Here is a 12,583-nt window from a genome sequence, read left to right as displayed (position 1 = left end):
GTATGTCCGTCACGCCGCCCGGACCCATCGGCGACCCCGTCTTCGGCAACGGCCGCCAGTACGCCGACGACCCGTTCTCGTTCATGCGCGCCTGCGCCGACAGCTACGGGGACGTGATCCGGTTCGACCTCGGTCCGCGCGAGACCTACCTCCTGACGAACCCCGCCGACGTGGAGCGCGTCCTCGTCGCCGACGCCGAGCGCTACCGGAAACCGCAGTTCGGCGACGACGCCATGGACACCCTGCTCGGGAACGGCCTCCTCATGAGCGAGGGGGAGACGTGGCAGCGCCAGCGGAAGCTCGCGAATCCCTCCTTCCACAACCGGCGGATCGGGGCGCTCGCGGGGACGATGGTCGACCACACCGAGTCGCAGCTCGCGGACTGGGCCGACGGCGAGGTCGTCGACATCCAGCTGGAGGTCGCGCGCCTCACCGTCAAGATCATCGTCTCGGCCATGTTCGGCGCCGACATCACCGACGAGGAGGTGAAGACGGTCCAGGAGAAGCTGGAACCGCTCGGCGCCCGGTTCGAGCCCGACCCGCGCCGCTTCCTGATCCCGAACTGGGTACCGACCCGCGAGAACCGCGAGTTCGACGCCGCCGTCGACACCCTCGAGTCCGTGATCGACGGGATCGTCGAGCGCCGGCGGGGGACCGAGCGCGACCCGAGCGTCGACCCCGCCGGCCCGGAGGGCGTCGCGGTGCGCGGCCCCGCCGGGGACGGTCCGGACGGAGACGGGAGGGGCGACCTCCCGATGGACCTCCTCTCCGTCCTGCTTCGCGCCCGCGACCGCGGCGAGCAGACCGACGAGAACCTCCGCGACGAGCTGGTGACGATGCTCCTCGCCGGCCACGACACGACCGCGCTCGCGTTAACGTACACCTTCTACCTGCTCTCGAACCACCCCGAGGCCCGCGAGCGCGTGGCCGAGGAGGCGATGGCGGCGACCGGTGGCGGTCGCGCAGCGGACGACGCGACCGCCGCCGACGGCCCCCTCACCGCCGCCGACGGCCCCCTCACCGCCGCCGACGTCCGCGAGATGAAGTTCACCGAGCGCGTCCTCAACGAGTCCATGCGGCTGTATCCCCCGGTGTACACCCTCTTCCGCGAGCCGAAGCTCGACGTGAAGATCGGGGGGTACCGGATCCCGGAGGGGTCCGCCCTCATGCTCTCGCAGTGGGTGGTCCACCGCTCGCCGCGCTGGTACGACGACCCGGAGGCGTTCGACCCGAGCCGGTGGACGCCCGAGCGCCGGACCCAACGACCGCGGTTCGCCTACTTCCCGTTCGGCGGCGGTCCGCGCCACTGCATCGGGAAGGCGTTCTCGCTGCTGGAGGCGAAGCTGATCCTCGCGAAGGTCTGCTCGCAGTACGACCTCGAGTACGAGGGTCCCGAGCTCTCGCTGCGCGGCTCGCTGACGATGCACCCGAACCATCCGGTGCCGATGCGGATCCGCGAGCGCTGACCGGGATGGCGGGCGACGACGGGACGGGGTCGTACTGCCGGCGCTGCGGCGAGCCCCTCTTCCGGGGCGTCATCGCGAGCCAGCAGCGAGCCTGCTGTCTCAACGCGACCCCAGTCGCCGGCGTCTGCCCGACGCACGGCCCCGTCGGGCCGCATCACGCGGTCGACGAGCCGGGCGAGAGCGACGGTGCGGCGACTGAAGACGGGAGCCGAGAGTGACCGCCGACGGCGACGATCGGGAGTGACCGCCGACGGCGACGTGGTGTTTATAAATCGATAGCGGTGGCGCGCCCCGGTGAGCGGCCCGCAGGGGCGCGAACCGACGGCGCGAGGGAGTCGGTGGTCCGGAGCGAAGCGGAGGACCACCGACAGGGCGAGAGCGAAGCTCTCGCTTGCAACCNGCGGTCCCGCGAACGCAGTGAGCGGGAGCACGGAAGTCGCAGCCCGCGCAGCGAAGCGAGCAGGAACGTCTTCCGGTGGTGCAGGGTGGGACTCAAAGGGGCAGCCGCGAGGGCGGCGCGGGCGTTCACGAGAGCAAAGCTCCCGTGAGCCAATCAGAACGCGGAGCGCTCTGCTGACGACGCAAGGACCGCAGGGAACGAGCGAAGCGAGTGACCGAGGGCCGCAGCGAGCGTGCGCCGCCCTCGCGGCTGGGGCTTTGGAGGTGCTCACCACCGATCTGTTTTCAACCACTTATAAACGAGGAGTTGGGGCTCTAGAAGTGTTCACCACCGATCCGGAAGCAGTCATCAGTTTGGCCAAAATCCGCCGTGAGAGAGACGCTTCAAGTCATTACCGGCCAGCAGAGAGTCCGGAATTACCGGAGCTGTCTTTCCGGGCTTAAAAATCTCGTTTATATATTGACCGGTCATACTACCCGTATGGAAGGGGAGTTGCATCGGAAGCTTGTCGAAGAATTCGCAGATATTGCGACGATTATCAATTCAGACGGGACGATCACGTATGTGAGCCCTTCGGTCACTCGGACGCTCGGATACGAGCCCAAGGAGTTGGTCGGAGAGGTCGGCTACGAGTATCAACATCCGGACGATCGTGACGCCGTTGCCGACGCCATCGAGAGCCTCCAGACGAACCCCGATCCCACCCAGATAATCGAGACGCGGTTTCGTCGCGCCGATGGCTCGTGGTGTTGGATCGAGGCAACGCTACAGAATCGGTTCGACGATCCGGACATCAGCGGCATCCTCGTGAATAGCCGTGACATCTCGCAGCGAAAGCGGCAGGAACAACAGTATCAAGCGCTCGCCGAAGAGTACAGAACGCTCCTCGAGACCGTCGAAGACAGTATGTTCTTCCTTACCGTCGAGTCAGCGGACGGGGAGTGCGTGTTTCGGTTCGAACGCCTGAACCGGTCCTACGAGGAGCAGACCGGGATTACGACCGAGGAAGTCGGAGGAAAGACCCCGATCGACGTGTTCGGTGAGGACCTCGGAGCGGAACTCCAGGCAAACTACTTGCGGTGTGTCAACGCGCAGAAATCGATTTCGTATGAGGAAGAAGTGCCTGTCGAAACGGACGCACGATTCTGGCAAACGGTTCTCACACCGGTCATTACGAACCGTGAGGTAACCCGGATAATCGGGATCACACGGAACATCACCGAGCAAGTTGAACGGGAACGGCAGATCCGGAGACAGAAAGAGCAGCTCGACGAGTTCGCAAGCGTGGTGTCTCACGACCTGCGGAATCCACTCAGTGTCGCGCAGGGCCGGGCAGAACTGCTTGACGACGACTGCGATAGCGAGCATCTCGCCCCGATCGTCAGGTCACTCGATCGGTTAGAAGAAATCATCGCAGATACGCTCACACTCGCCAGAGAGGGTCAAGTCGTTTCCGACTCGGAACCGATAGAGTTAGTCAATTTAGTCGGTGTGTGCTGGAGAAACGTGCCCACAGACGAGGCAACTATCGAGATTAAGGACGACGTCGCGATCACCGGTGACCGGAGCCGACTCCAGCATGTCTTCGAGAACCTCTTCCGGAACGCAGTCGAGCAGGGCGGGACGGAAGTGACAGTCCGAGTCGGCCAAATCGGTGATCACGGAATTTATGTCGAGGATACCGGCCCGGGGATTCCCGAAGAGGCCCGTGAGGTAGTGTTTGATCCCGGGCACACCTCGGCAACCGGCGGGACCGGGTTCGGGTTGACGATCGTAAAGCGGATCGCTGAGGCCCACGGCTGGGAGGTTACGATCGCCGAGGGGAGTGACGGGGGAGCACGATTCGAGTTCACCGGTGTCGATGTCGATGTTGATCGGTGAGAGACCGGCTTTTATTTATAAACAATCGGCTGGGACTTCAGAGGAACCCGACAACGCTCTGCCACCGACCGGTTACAATTCGATACTCGCGGCCACTTCACGAAATTCGGGGTCGTACACCTCCATCGCGTGGACGCGCCACCGGATCGGCTCGATCTCCGCACTCACGAGGTCGGCCACGGTACCGGGCTCGGGATTCCCGCCGCGTGCCAGGGTGACGTGCGGGACGAAGTCGTCGCCCTCGATACCCTCGATCGCGCCGTAGGCGGCACACAACCGGTGGTGGAGCCGGACGAGCCCGTCGCTCTCGACGACGAGGTACACCACCGGCCGCGAGCCGGAGGCGGGCGCGTCGAAGGCGTCGATTCCGGTCACCGCGACGTCGAACGGGCCGGTTCCCGACAGAAAGGGTCGGAGGTCCTCGCGCAGCGTCGCGAGCGCGTCGGGCTTGGGCGGGAGCGGACCGGCGCCTTCCGACACGGCGTCACCGCCGCCGACGCGGTCCGGAACGTCCTCGACGCCGAACCGCTTGCAGACGAGGGTGTGGCGGTCGCGCACGCGATCGAACCCCGAGCGTTTCGACTGGAGATCCGCCGCGAGGTCGCCTATCGCGGGCGGAAGCGGGACGTTCAGGCTGAACACGCCTCAGATGCGGTCGGTGAGCCGTAAAGCGATCAGCACGACGATGGCGACGACGATCAGCGTCGGAAGGGCGTCCAGGAGCGCGAACGTGAGGTCCAGTACCGTCCCGAGGATCTCCAGGAGAAGCCACACGATAGCGAGCCCCAAGATCACCTTCAGGAGGTCGTCGACGTCGACGTCGGCGCGGTCCGCGTCTGTTCGGTCCATAGCGAGCACGACGACCGGAGCGAATAAAAAGACCACCGAGGCGTCCCCGTTGCGCGATCAGGCATTTAAAAACCCCACCGCACCCAACGGGAGCCATGAGTCTCATCGCGTTCGACTTCGACGGCACGCTCTCCGACTCCGAGATGACGGTCCTGCTCGCCGAGCGCGCGGGCGTCGCCGACGAGGTGGCACGGATCACGGAGCGGGCGATGAACGACGAGCTCAGCTACGCCGAGAGCCTCTACAGCCGCGCGGAGCTGCTCGGCGGCCTCGACGAGACGGAGGTCGCCGCCGCGTTCGACGAGGTGGCGCTCCGGCCGGGCGCCGGCGAGCTGATCGAGCGGCTGCAGGCCGAGGGGCACCACGTCGCCGTGCTCACGGGCGGGTTCGAGCGCGGCGTCGAGCGCGCGCTCGCGAAGCAGGGCGTCGAGGCCGACACGATCGTCGCCAACCGCCTCCCGATGGCGGGCGGGAAGCTCACGGGCGAGGCCGAGGGCCCCCTCATCGAGGGGACGAAGGACGACGCGCTGGCCGAGCTCGCCGACGACCTCGGCGTCCCGATGAGCGAGACGGTCGCGGTCGGCGACGGCGCGAACGACCTGCCCATGCTGGAGGTGGCCGGGCTCGCGGTCGGGTTCGTCCCCAAGGACGCGGTCCGCCCCGTCTGCGACGCCGTCGTCGCCTCGATGTTCCGGCTCGGGAAGGTGCTGGAAGGGTACGACGTGCTCCCCGCGGAGTAGTCGGCGACCGTCGGCGGCGACGAGTGCAATTCCGCCGACCGTCGGTAGCGACGACCGCGATTCCGGCGAGCGCCCGGCGCGGTCACACTGTTTGGATGAGCGCTTATTAAGCGGCGGAGCGAAGTCGCGGGCATGAACGGCGTTGGCGAGGTGAGTAGATGCTGCCGACGCTGACGTATCTCCAGTTCCACCTCGTCTTCAGTCTCCCCGTGGTCGCGGCGCTGTGGTACCTCGGGCCGCGGTACGACCTCGTGCGCCGGCGACGCGCGACGGTCGGGATCGCGATCCTCGTCGCCATCGCGTACGCCTACACGACGCCGTGGATCAGCTACATGATCCGGCGGGGCGCGTGGTGGTACGCGGACGGCGCGGTGCTCGTCCGAGCGCTGTCGATCCCGCTCGGCGAGTACCTCTTCTTCGCCATCCAGACCGTCGTCACGGGGTTCGCGCTCCACCTGATCGGGTTCGACCCGACGTTCCGCGAGGGCGACTTCGACCGGAAGCCCCGGATCGCGGGCGTCGTCGCCGGCGTCGCGATGCTCGTCGGCGGGCTCTGGCTGGTGACGCTCGGTCCGTCGTACCTCTACCTCGGCGGGCTGATCGCGTGGGTCGGTCCCGTCGTCGCGCTGCAGTGGGCGGTCGGCGGCGGCTACCTGGTCCGCACCCCCCGAATGTGGCTCACCGCGACGCTGATCCCGGCCGCGTACTTCTGGGTCGCGGACCGGATCGCGATCGAGATGGGGACGTGGCAGCTCTCTCCCGATCTCACGACCGGGGTGGCCGTTCTCGGACTCCCGATCGAGGAGATGCTCTTCTTCGCCTCGGCCGGCGTGATGACCGTGAACGGGCTCGTGCTGTTCGAGTGGGTGCTTGACTGGAACGACCGGCGCGGGCGGCCGACCGACTCCGCGGTCGGCGCGTTCGAACGGGAGCCGAACGCGGACTCGGAGCCCGACTCGCCCGAACCGGAGCCGGACCCCCTCGACCCCGTCGATGACTGAGACGTCGACGCGCTCGACGGGGCGCCGCGGGACGACGGCGGCCGAAGGCGGCGAACGCGCCCGTTCGGCGGTCGACCGGTGGTTCGCGTATTACCCCGCGATCGCGCTCGCCGCGCTGCTTCCGGTCGGCGCCGTAACCCCCCTGTTTCCGGTCGAGGTCGGCGTCGCGACGTTCGCGCTCGGCACGCTCGTCGTCGGGATGGCCCACGGCGCGGTCGACCACCTCGTCCCCCTGCGCGCGGCGACGGACATCTCGCTCCGGCGGTCGATCGCGGTCGTCTCCGTCGCCTACGCGGTACTCGGCGGGGCGGTCGTCGCGGCGTTCTTCCTCGCGCCCGCGGCCGCGTTCGTCGGGTTCATCACCCTCACGTGGCTCCACTGGGGGCAGGGCGACGTGGCGGCGCTCGCGCTCGCGGGCGTCGACCACCTGCCCACCTCGGCCGAGCGCTGGCTGAGCCTCGTCGTCCGCGGCGGGCTCCCGATGGGAGTCCCGCTGCTGGCGCACCCGGGCGAGTACCGGCTGGTCGCCGAGTGGATCGTCGGGCTGTTCGTCGTCGACGCGAGCGCCGCGGCCGCCGCGGTTGACCCCCTGTTCGTCCCGGAGACGCGGCTGGCCGTCGGCGCGTTCATGGTCGCCGCGACGGCGCTGTCGGTCGGGCTGGGGTACCGGCGCGTCCGCGCCGGCGCCTCGCGCCGGGGGTGGATCCGCGACGCGGGCGAGATCGCGGCGCTGTGGGCGTGGTTCCTGCTCGCGGCGCCCGTCTTCGCGATCGGCGTGTACTTCGCGCTCTGGCACGCGCTCCGGCACGTCGGGCGGCTCGTCCTCGTCGACGAGCGGGCGTCCGCGGCGCTCGGCGGCGGGGACCTGCTCGGCGCCCTCTCGCGGTTCGCGCGCGACGCCGCGCCGCTCACCCTCGGCGGCTTCCTCGTCGTCGGCGCGGTCGGGCTCTCCGTCCCCGCCGGCGTCGCCGCGCCCGGCGACCTGCTCGCCGTGTCGCTCGTCGCCATCGCGGCCCTGACGCTCCCGCACGTCGTCGTCACCGCGTGGCTCGACCGGAAACAGGGGGTCTGGCGGCCGGGGAGTGCCGGGTAGAGACCGGAGGCGAGGGAGGGGCCGACACCGCGCCCCTCTTGGTCGCGGCAAGCGTACGCCCGAGGGATGGACGAGATCGCGATCCGCGACCCGCGGCCGGGCGACGCCGACGAGCTGGAGGCGCTCATCACCGCGCACTTCAGCGAGGGGAGCTCCTACGGCGTCGACCTCGGGATCGGCGACCCGACGTACCACGTGCTGGTCGCGGTGGAAGCTGACGGCGAGGACGTGGACACCGGATCCGACGACGACGCGATCCTCGGCGTCATGGCGCTCCGCGAGTTCGACGACCCGGCCGCGGTGGCCGACGAGATGTACTTCTTCGACGACCCGGAGCTGGTCCCCGCCGCGGAGCGGTACGGCCACCTCGAGATGGGGTACGTCCGAGACGGGGCCACGGGGCGCGGAATCGGGAGCCGGCTCCTCGAACGACTCCACGAGATCGGTGCGGAACGCGTGGTCGACCTGTTCCTCGCGGACTCGTGGTACCACGGCGGCGAGGATTCCCCGGAGAAGCTGTTCGACCGCCACGGCTACGAGACGGTCCACCGCGAGCCGCTCGACCGGTCCGCCGCGGAGTGCCCGAAGTGCGAGGCCGAGTGCACCTGCGAGGGCGCGCTCGCGGTGCGGCGCGTCGGGGAGGGAGCGTCGTGAACCACGACCGCGTCCACGCTCGCGAGCCGTCACACCACGTCGACCGGTGGTCGGTCGGGGTGATCGAGTCGATCGACGAGCGCGACGGCCACTGCGTCGTGACCGTTCGCCCGGTCGATTCGGAGGAAGGGAACGGCGAGAATCAGGTCGACGAGGGAGCCGGCGACGACGGGGCCGTCGAACTCGTGATCACGCTCGCCGTCCGAGACCTGTTCGTGGGACGGCTTCCGATCGGCGACGGCGAGTCGCCGGTCGGCGAGCGCGCGTGGTACCGGAAGCGCGGGGGGTGAGAGAGGGGAGCGCGCCCTCGTCGGGCGACCGTCGGACGAACGGCCCCGAAGCGGTCAGTCACTCCCACCCCGGCGTCCCGGGCGCGCCCGCGTCGTCCTCCAGCTCGCGGACCAGGTGCTCGCGGTCGTCAGAGTCGAGCGCGACCGGGTCGCCGTCGGCGCTCGCGCGCTCGGTCCACTCGCGGATCGCACGTCCCGCCCACGAGTCGGCGTCGCGAGCGCGAGCCCGGGCCTCGGCCATGCGGTCGCGGTCGACCGACAGCGAGCCCGGGCGCGAGCCGACCGCTGCCCCGACGAACCGCGCGCGGTCGTCCGCGGTGAGCGAGTCGGTCCGGATCCGGTCGACCACCCCGTCGAGGTCGTCGGGGTCGGGGTACCCGAAGACGGTCGACCCGAGCGCCTGCGGGCCGAACGCGGGGGCGGGGAGGTCGTCCGGAACCTCGTCGTCGAGGAGGCGGTCGCCGCCGCCGCCGTCCTCGACGCGCTCGCACTCGGTCTTCGCGCCGAGTTCGAGGTTGTGGCCCGGGTAGGTCGAGCAGGTCCGGGGGTACAGGTCGCCACCGTGGATCCGGCACTGGAGCGTCGCGGGGTCGAGGAAGACGCAGGCGTCGAGCCAGCGGCGCTCGTCGGTGCCGATCGGTGCGACCGGCTTCGGCGGCTTCCGGAGGCCGACCACGAAGACGGGACGGTCGCGTGCGGCCGCCACCTCGACGCCGTCGATCGAGACGGTCGCGTCGCGCTCGGCGGGCTCGAACAGCCGGGGGACGAGCGCGTCGCCGAGGCCGTCGTCGAGGAAGGCGGCGACCTCGTCGCGCGTGAGCGGGGCCAACCCGTACACGTCGTCGAGCGGCGGGCGGTCGCCGGCGCGGTCGGAGCCGGCCGCCTCGGGCGCGAGCGGCCGCCAGTCGACGCAGCAGCCGGCGCAGCCCTCACAGCGGAGTTCCATCGGGGATCACCTGTGCGAACGGTTCGCACGGTTAAAAGGGATCGGCGGGAGTGAGAGATTGTTTATAAATAGTTGAGCGGTCGGCGCGTGCCGGTGAGCGGCCCGGAGGGCCGCGAACCGCGAGGGACCGAAGGTCCCTCTGGCAGCCGGCGGCGAAGCCGCCGGCGACGCCCGCGCGAGGGAGTCGGTCGCCCTCCGCGTTGCTCCGGGCGACCGACGAGGCTGGGGAGGCGTGAGGTGCTGTGCGGGGCGGGACTCAAAGGGGCAGCCGGGAGGAGGTCGCAGGCGACGTAAGCACTGGAGGGAGTGAGCGAAGTGAACGACCGAAGCGCGCAACGAGCGTGCGACCTCCTCCCGGCTGGGGCTTTGGAGATGTTCACCGTCGAGTCACCGAGAACCGTTTATAAACGAGCGGCTGGGGCTTTGGAGGTGTTGGCCGCCGATCCGTCAGCAATCGCTTATAAACGATCGACAAGAGAGCCAAACGCGTTCATCACCGATCCGCCGACAGCAACAACCATTTATAAGTAAACGTACGACTCAGGGCGCGACGCCGACCGTCAACAGCGTCCCCCACGTCCGGTAGCGGTCGACCATCGCTTCGCGGGAGTCCCAGTCGTCGGTGGGGAACGCGTCCGCGTCGGGGATCTCGATCTCGCGGTCGGGGATCGCGTCCTGTTCGGCGACGTACAGTCCCGCCTCGCGGAACGCCTCGCGGTACTCCGCGCGGCTCCACAGGGTCATGTCGACCGAGATGTTGTCCTGCCACGCGTGGGTCGCCTCGCTCTCGGCGAAGTAGTTGACCGCGCAGTAGAAGGTGCCGCCGGGCTTCAGCACGCGCCGGACCTCTTCGAGCGTGTTGTGCGGGTCGGCCGCGTAGTAGAACGCCTCCATCGAGAAGACGTGGTCGAGCGAGTCGTCGGCGAAGGGGAGCGCGTCGAAGTCGCCGACGAGGAAGCCGACCGCGTCGTCGTCGGTGTAGCTCCGGGCGTTGCGCGCCATCTCCGGCGCGCCGTCGAGGCCGTACGCGCGCCCGATCCCGCGCTCGCGGAGCGCGCGGAGGGCGTAGCCGGAGCCGGTGCCCAGGTCGAGGACGGCGTCGCCCGCCTCGACCGGCATCCGCGCGAGGACGTGCTTGGCGGTGTGCCAGTGTCGGTCCTCCATCCCGCGGTCCTTCCCCGCCGTCGCCCACTCGTCGAACTCCTCGCGAACGCTCATACGCTGGCGAACGGGCGGGCGGGTGAAAACCGGTTCGGAGGGAGAGTCGATCGGCGGCGAGAAAAAGCGTCGCCGTTTTAACGGCTGCCGTCCCTTCGGGGAGTGTGAAACGCCCGCAGAACCTCCGTCGACCGAAATTCCGGATCGCGGACTCCGCTCAGCAGGCGGTCGGCGGCTTCCTCCTCGCGGGACCGTTCGTCGTCACCGGGGAGGTGTGGGACCTGGCCGCGGGCATGAACGCGATCCAGGGGTGGCTGACCGCCGGGCTCGTCGCACTGATCGGGTACGCCGCGCTCTACCGGGCCGACACCGGTCGCGACCCCGAGGTCGAGAAGGAGATCGCGGGGATCCCCGCCCGGTTCGTCTCGCTGATGATCGTCGCGTTCGGCTCCGTGGCCCTCCTCGCGGTGCTGTTCGACGCGCCGGACACCTTCCTCGTCCAGCAGGGCGTGACGGGGGTCGAGATGTGGGTGACGACGGGGAAGGCCATCTCCGTCAGCGCGGTGTTCAGCGTCGTCGGCGCGGCGACCGCCGACAGCGTGTTCTGACCGCGCGCGTCGACGCACACGACGACATCGCTTGTTAAGCTCACACGACGACCGAGACGACTGCGAAGAGGATCAACACGCCCGCGATGTCGCAGACGTTGGTGACGACGGGGATGGTCGTGTCGTCGGGGTTGAACCCCATCCGGTAGGAGACCTCCACGGCGGCGACGCTGGTGACGACGACGAGGACGGCGAGAAGCATCCCCGAGACCAGCGAGACGAGGAGCACCCGGCCGAGCCCGAGCGTCCCGCCGAGCGCGACGCCGATGACCCACGCGGCGACGCCGACGATCCCGAAGACGGTGCCCGCCAGCGCGAAGACGGCGCCGGCGTTGGCTCGGAGGTCCGGGTTCGAGGGGTCGAGCTCGTACGTACCGAGGTAGAGCTGCGTGGTGAGCCGAGAGCAGGTGATCGACGCGAGGTTCCCGGCCGTCCCGATCTGGACCGGGACCAACACGAGGAGCGCCGGGTTGCTGACGAGCACCTCCTGGTACGTTTCGAGGACCGACCCGGAGACGAGCTGGAGCACCGACAGCGCGGCCAACAACGGGATCATCGTCCTGACGATCCGGCGGACCGACCACTCGTCGACGTACTCGCGGTCGGCGGTGGACTCGCGGTCGGCGGCGGACTCGGAGCCGCCGGCGCGCTCGCTCCCTGAACCACCGGCGCGCTCGCCCCCGGAGCCGCTCGAACTCACAGTACCGCCCCCACGACGTAGATCCCGACGAGGAGGAAGAGGATCCCGAACACGTCGCCGAGCGTCGTCACGACGGGGCCGATCACGTTGTCGGGGTCGAGCCCGCGCCGGTAGCCGACGAAGATGACGGCGATGAGCACCGAGATCATGAGCACCGCCGAGAGGAGGCCGGCGACGACCATGATCCCGACCAGTTCGAGGAGGTTCCCGGGGTTCCCGAACAGGCGCAGCCAGAGGAACGTGATCACGGCGATGAACACGGAGACGGTCATCCCGTTGATAAAGGAAGCGAGGATCGCGTTCGTGAGCCGCCGGTCGAGTCGGAATCGCGGCTCGATGAGTCCCTGGTGGAGCCCGGTCGAGAGGCGTGCGCCGAGCGAGCCGTAGACCCCGCCGCGCGTGGCGAGGAACGCCGGGAGGAGGAGGAGGAGGCCGGGGACCTCGGAGATCCCGGCCCGCATCGTCTCCGATCCGAGGATCGTTCCGGAGAACAGCCCCGCGACGAGGCTGACGAGGATCACCGGGAGCGCCTGCCGGTAGACGTCGCGGGCGGTGTCGTGGCCGGGCATCGACCGTGTCAACGACGCCGACGGTGAAAAAACCGGACGGGAGCGGGTTGACGAGAGAACGCGCCCGCGACGGAACGCCGTGGCCCGCACCGTTAAGTCGATCGGGCGGGTCTTCGATCGCATGGACTACTCGCTCGCCGTCGAGAACGGGCCGGAAACGATCCCCGGTGGAACCGGGCTCCTCCTCGTTCACCCGAGCATCTGTCTCTTATACACATCTCTGAGCGG

The 12,583-nt window shown here is 69.1% G+C and carries 16 protein-coding genes; 10 read left to right on the top strand and 6 right to left on the bottom strand.

Features of this window, described 5'->3' with window-relative positions; translation table 11 throughout:
* Positions 1 to 2: 2 nt before the first annotated feature.
* The 3 genes from C469_RS08685 to C469_RS08675 all read left to right on the top strand — a co-directional run bounded on the left by C469_RS08685 (position 3) and on the right by C469_RS08675 (position 3,747).
* Positions 3 to 1,466 carry a cytochrome P450 gene (locus C469_RS08685; protein ID WP_008005749.1) on the top strand — a complete coding sequence of 488 codons (1,464 nt, stop codon included), beginning with the start codon at positions 3 to 5 and terminating at the stop codon, positions 1,464 to 1,466.
* A 5-nt stretch (positions 1,467 to 1,471) separates the two neighbouring features.
* Entirely contained in the window at positions 1,472 to 1,684 is a 213-nt protein-coding gene (locus C469_RS08680) for a hypothetical protein (RefSeq protein WP_008005747.1), read from the top strand.
* Between the two features lie 662 nt (positions 1,685 to 2,346).
* The gene (locus C469_RS08675) at positions 2,347 to 3,747 is read left to right on the top strand and encodes a sensor histidine kinase (RefSeq protein WP_008005746.1); all 1,401 of its coding nucleotides are present in this window, start codon (positions 2,347 to 2,349) and stop codon (positions 3,745 to 3,747) included.
* A 72-nt stretch (positions 3,748 to 3,819) separates the two neighbouring features.
* Here the strand turns inward: C469_RS08675 and C469_RS08670 are convergent, their stop codons facing one another.
* Both C469_RS08670 and C469_RS08665 read right to left on the bottom strand, forming a co-directional pair.
* Positions 3,820 to 4,389 (bottom strand): 2'-5' RNA ligase family protein, encoded by a 570-nt coding sequence (locus C469_RS08670; RefSeq protein ID WP_008005745.1) that lies wholly within the window; start codon positions 4,387 to 4,389, stop codon positions 3,820 to 3,822.
* A 3-nt stretch (positions 4,390 to 4,392) separates the two neighbouring features.
* Positions 4,393 to 4,596 carry a DUF7554 family protein gene (locus tag C469_RS08665; RefSeq protein ID WP_008005744.1) on the bottom strand — a complete coding sequence of 68 codons (204 nt, stop codon included), beginning with the start codon at positions 4,594 to 4,596 and terminating at the stop codon, positions 4,393 to 4,395.
* A 95-nt stretch (positions 4,597 to 4,691) separates the two neighbouring features.
* On the opposite strand from C469_RS08665, the gene serB reads away from it, so the two are divergent.
* From serB to C469_RS08640, 5 genes are all read left to right on the top strand, one after another.
* Complete coding sequence (serB, locus tag C469_RS08660) at positions 4,692 to 5,336, top strand: phosphoserine phosphatase SerB (protein WP_008005742.1); 645 nt, start codon at positions 4,692 to 4,694, stop codon at positions 5,334 to 5,336.
* 158 nt (positions 5,337 to 5,494) lie between these two features.
* Positions 5,495 to 6,337 (top strand): lycopene cyclase domain-containing protein, encoded by an 843-nt coding sequence (locus C469_RS08655; RefSeq protein ID WP_008005740.1) that lies wholly within the window; start codon positions 5,495 to 5,497, stop codon positions 6,335 to 6,337.
* Positions 6,330 to 7,430: a Brp/Blh family beta-carotene 15,15'-dioxygenase gene (locus C469_RS08650; protein ID WP_008005738.1), complete on the top strand. Its 1,101-nt coding sequence runs from the start codon at positions 6,330 to 6,332 to the stop codon at positions 7,428 to 7,430. Before C469_RS08655 ends, C469_RS08650 begins: the two co-directional genes overlap by 8 nt.
* Positions 7,431 to 7,496: 66 nt before the next feature.
* On the top strand, positions 7,497 to 8,084 hold the full coding sequence (locus C469_RS08645) for a GNAT family N-acetyltransferase (protein ID WP_008005736.1): 588 nt from the start codon (positions 7,497 to 7,499) through the stop codon (positions 8,082 to 8,084).
* Complete coding sequence (locus C469_RS08640; RefSeq protein ID WP_008005734.1) at positions 8,081 to 8,374, top strand: DUF7861 family protein; 294 nt, start codon at positions 8,081 to 8,083, stop codon at positions 8,372 to 8,374. The genes C469_RS08645 and C469_RS08640 overlap by 4 nt, the downstream gene beginning before the upstream one ends.
* 58 nt (positions 8,375 to 8,432) lie before the next feature.
* Here the strand turns inward: C469_RS08640 and C469_RS08635 are convergent, their stop codons facing one another.
* Together C469_RS08635 and C469_RS08630 are read right to left on the bottom strand one after the other, a co-directional pair.
* The gene (locus C469_RS08635) at positions 8,433 to 9,320 is read right to left on the bottom strand and encodes a YkgJ family cysteine cluster protein (RefSeq protein ID WP_008005732.1); all 888 of its coding nucleotides are present in this window, start codon (positions 9,318 to 9,320) and stop codon (positions 8,433 to 8,435) included.
* Between the two features lie 540 nt (positions 9,321 to 9,860).
* Positions 9,861 to 10,538 (bottom strand): class I SAM-dependent methyltransferase, encoded by a 678-nt coding sequence (locus C469_RS08630; protein WP_008005730.1) that lies wholly within the window; start codon positions 10,536 to 10,538, stop codon positions 9,861 to 9,863.
* A gap of 104 nt (positions 10,539 to 10,642) precedes the next feature.
* Here C469_RS08630 and C469_RS08625 point away from each other — a divergent pair, with 104 nt between their 5' ends.
* Positions 10,643 to 11,086 carry a hypothetical protein gene (locus C469_RS08625; RefSeq protein ID WP_008005728.1) on the top strand — a complete coding sequence of 148 codons (444 nt, stop codon included), beginning with the start codon at positions 10,643 to 10,645 and terminating at the stop codon, positions 11,084 to 11,086.
* A 40-nt stretch (positions 11,087 to 11,126) separates the two neighbouring features.
* Here C469_RS08625 and C469_RS08620 read toward each other — a convergent pair whose 3' ends face one another.
* Both C469_RS08620 and C469_RS08615 read right to left on the bottom strand, forming a co-directional pair.
* On the bottom strand, positions 11,127 to 11,642 hold the full coding sequence (locus C469_RS08620; protein WP_049911177.1) for a magnesium transporter: 516 nt from the start codon (positions 11,640 to 11,642) through the stop codon (positions 11,127 to 11,129).
* Between the two features lie 140 nt (positions 11,643 to 11,782).
* Positions 11,783 to 12,355, bottom strand: a complete 573-nt coding sequence (locus tag C469_RS08615) for a magnesium transporter (RefSeq protein ID WP_008005725.1) — start codon at positions 12,353 to 12,355, stop codon at positions 11,783 to 11,785.
* Between the two features lie 121 nt (positions 12,356 to 12,476).
* On the opposite strand from C469_RS08615, the gene C469_RS17830 reads away from it, so the two are divergent.
* On the top strand, positions 12,477 to 12,583 hold a 107-nt coding region (locus C469_RS17830), incomplete at its 3' end, for a DUF7090 family protein (protein ID WP_449272116.1).

This window comes from Halorubrum lipolyticum DSM 21995 (assembly GCF_000337375.1).
GTDB classification, from domain to species: Archaea; Halobacteriota; Halobacteria; order Halobacteriales; family Haloferacaceae; genus Halorubrum; species Halorubrum lipolyticum.
Note: the sequence above shows the minus strand (reverse complement) of the source record. Positions and strands in the feature narration are given on the sequence as shown.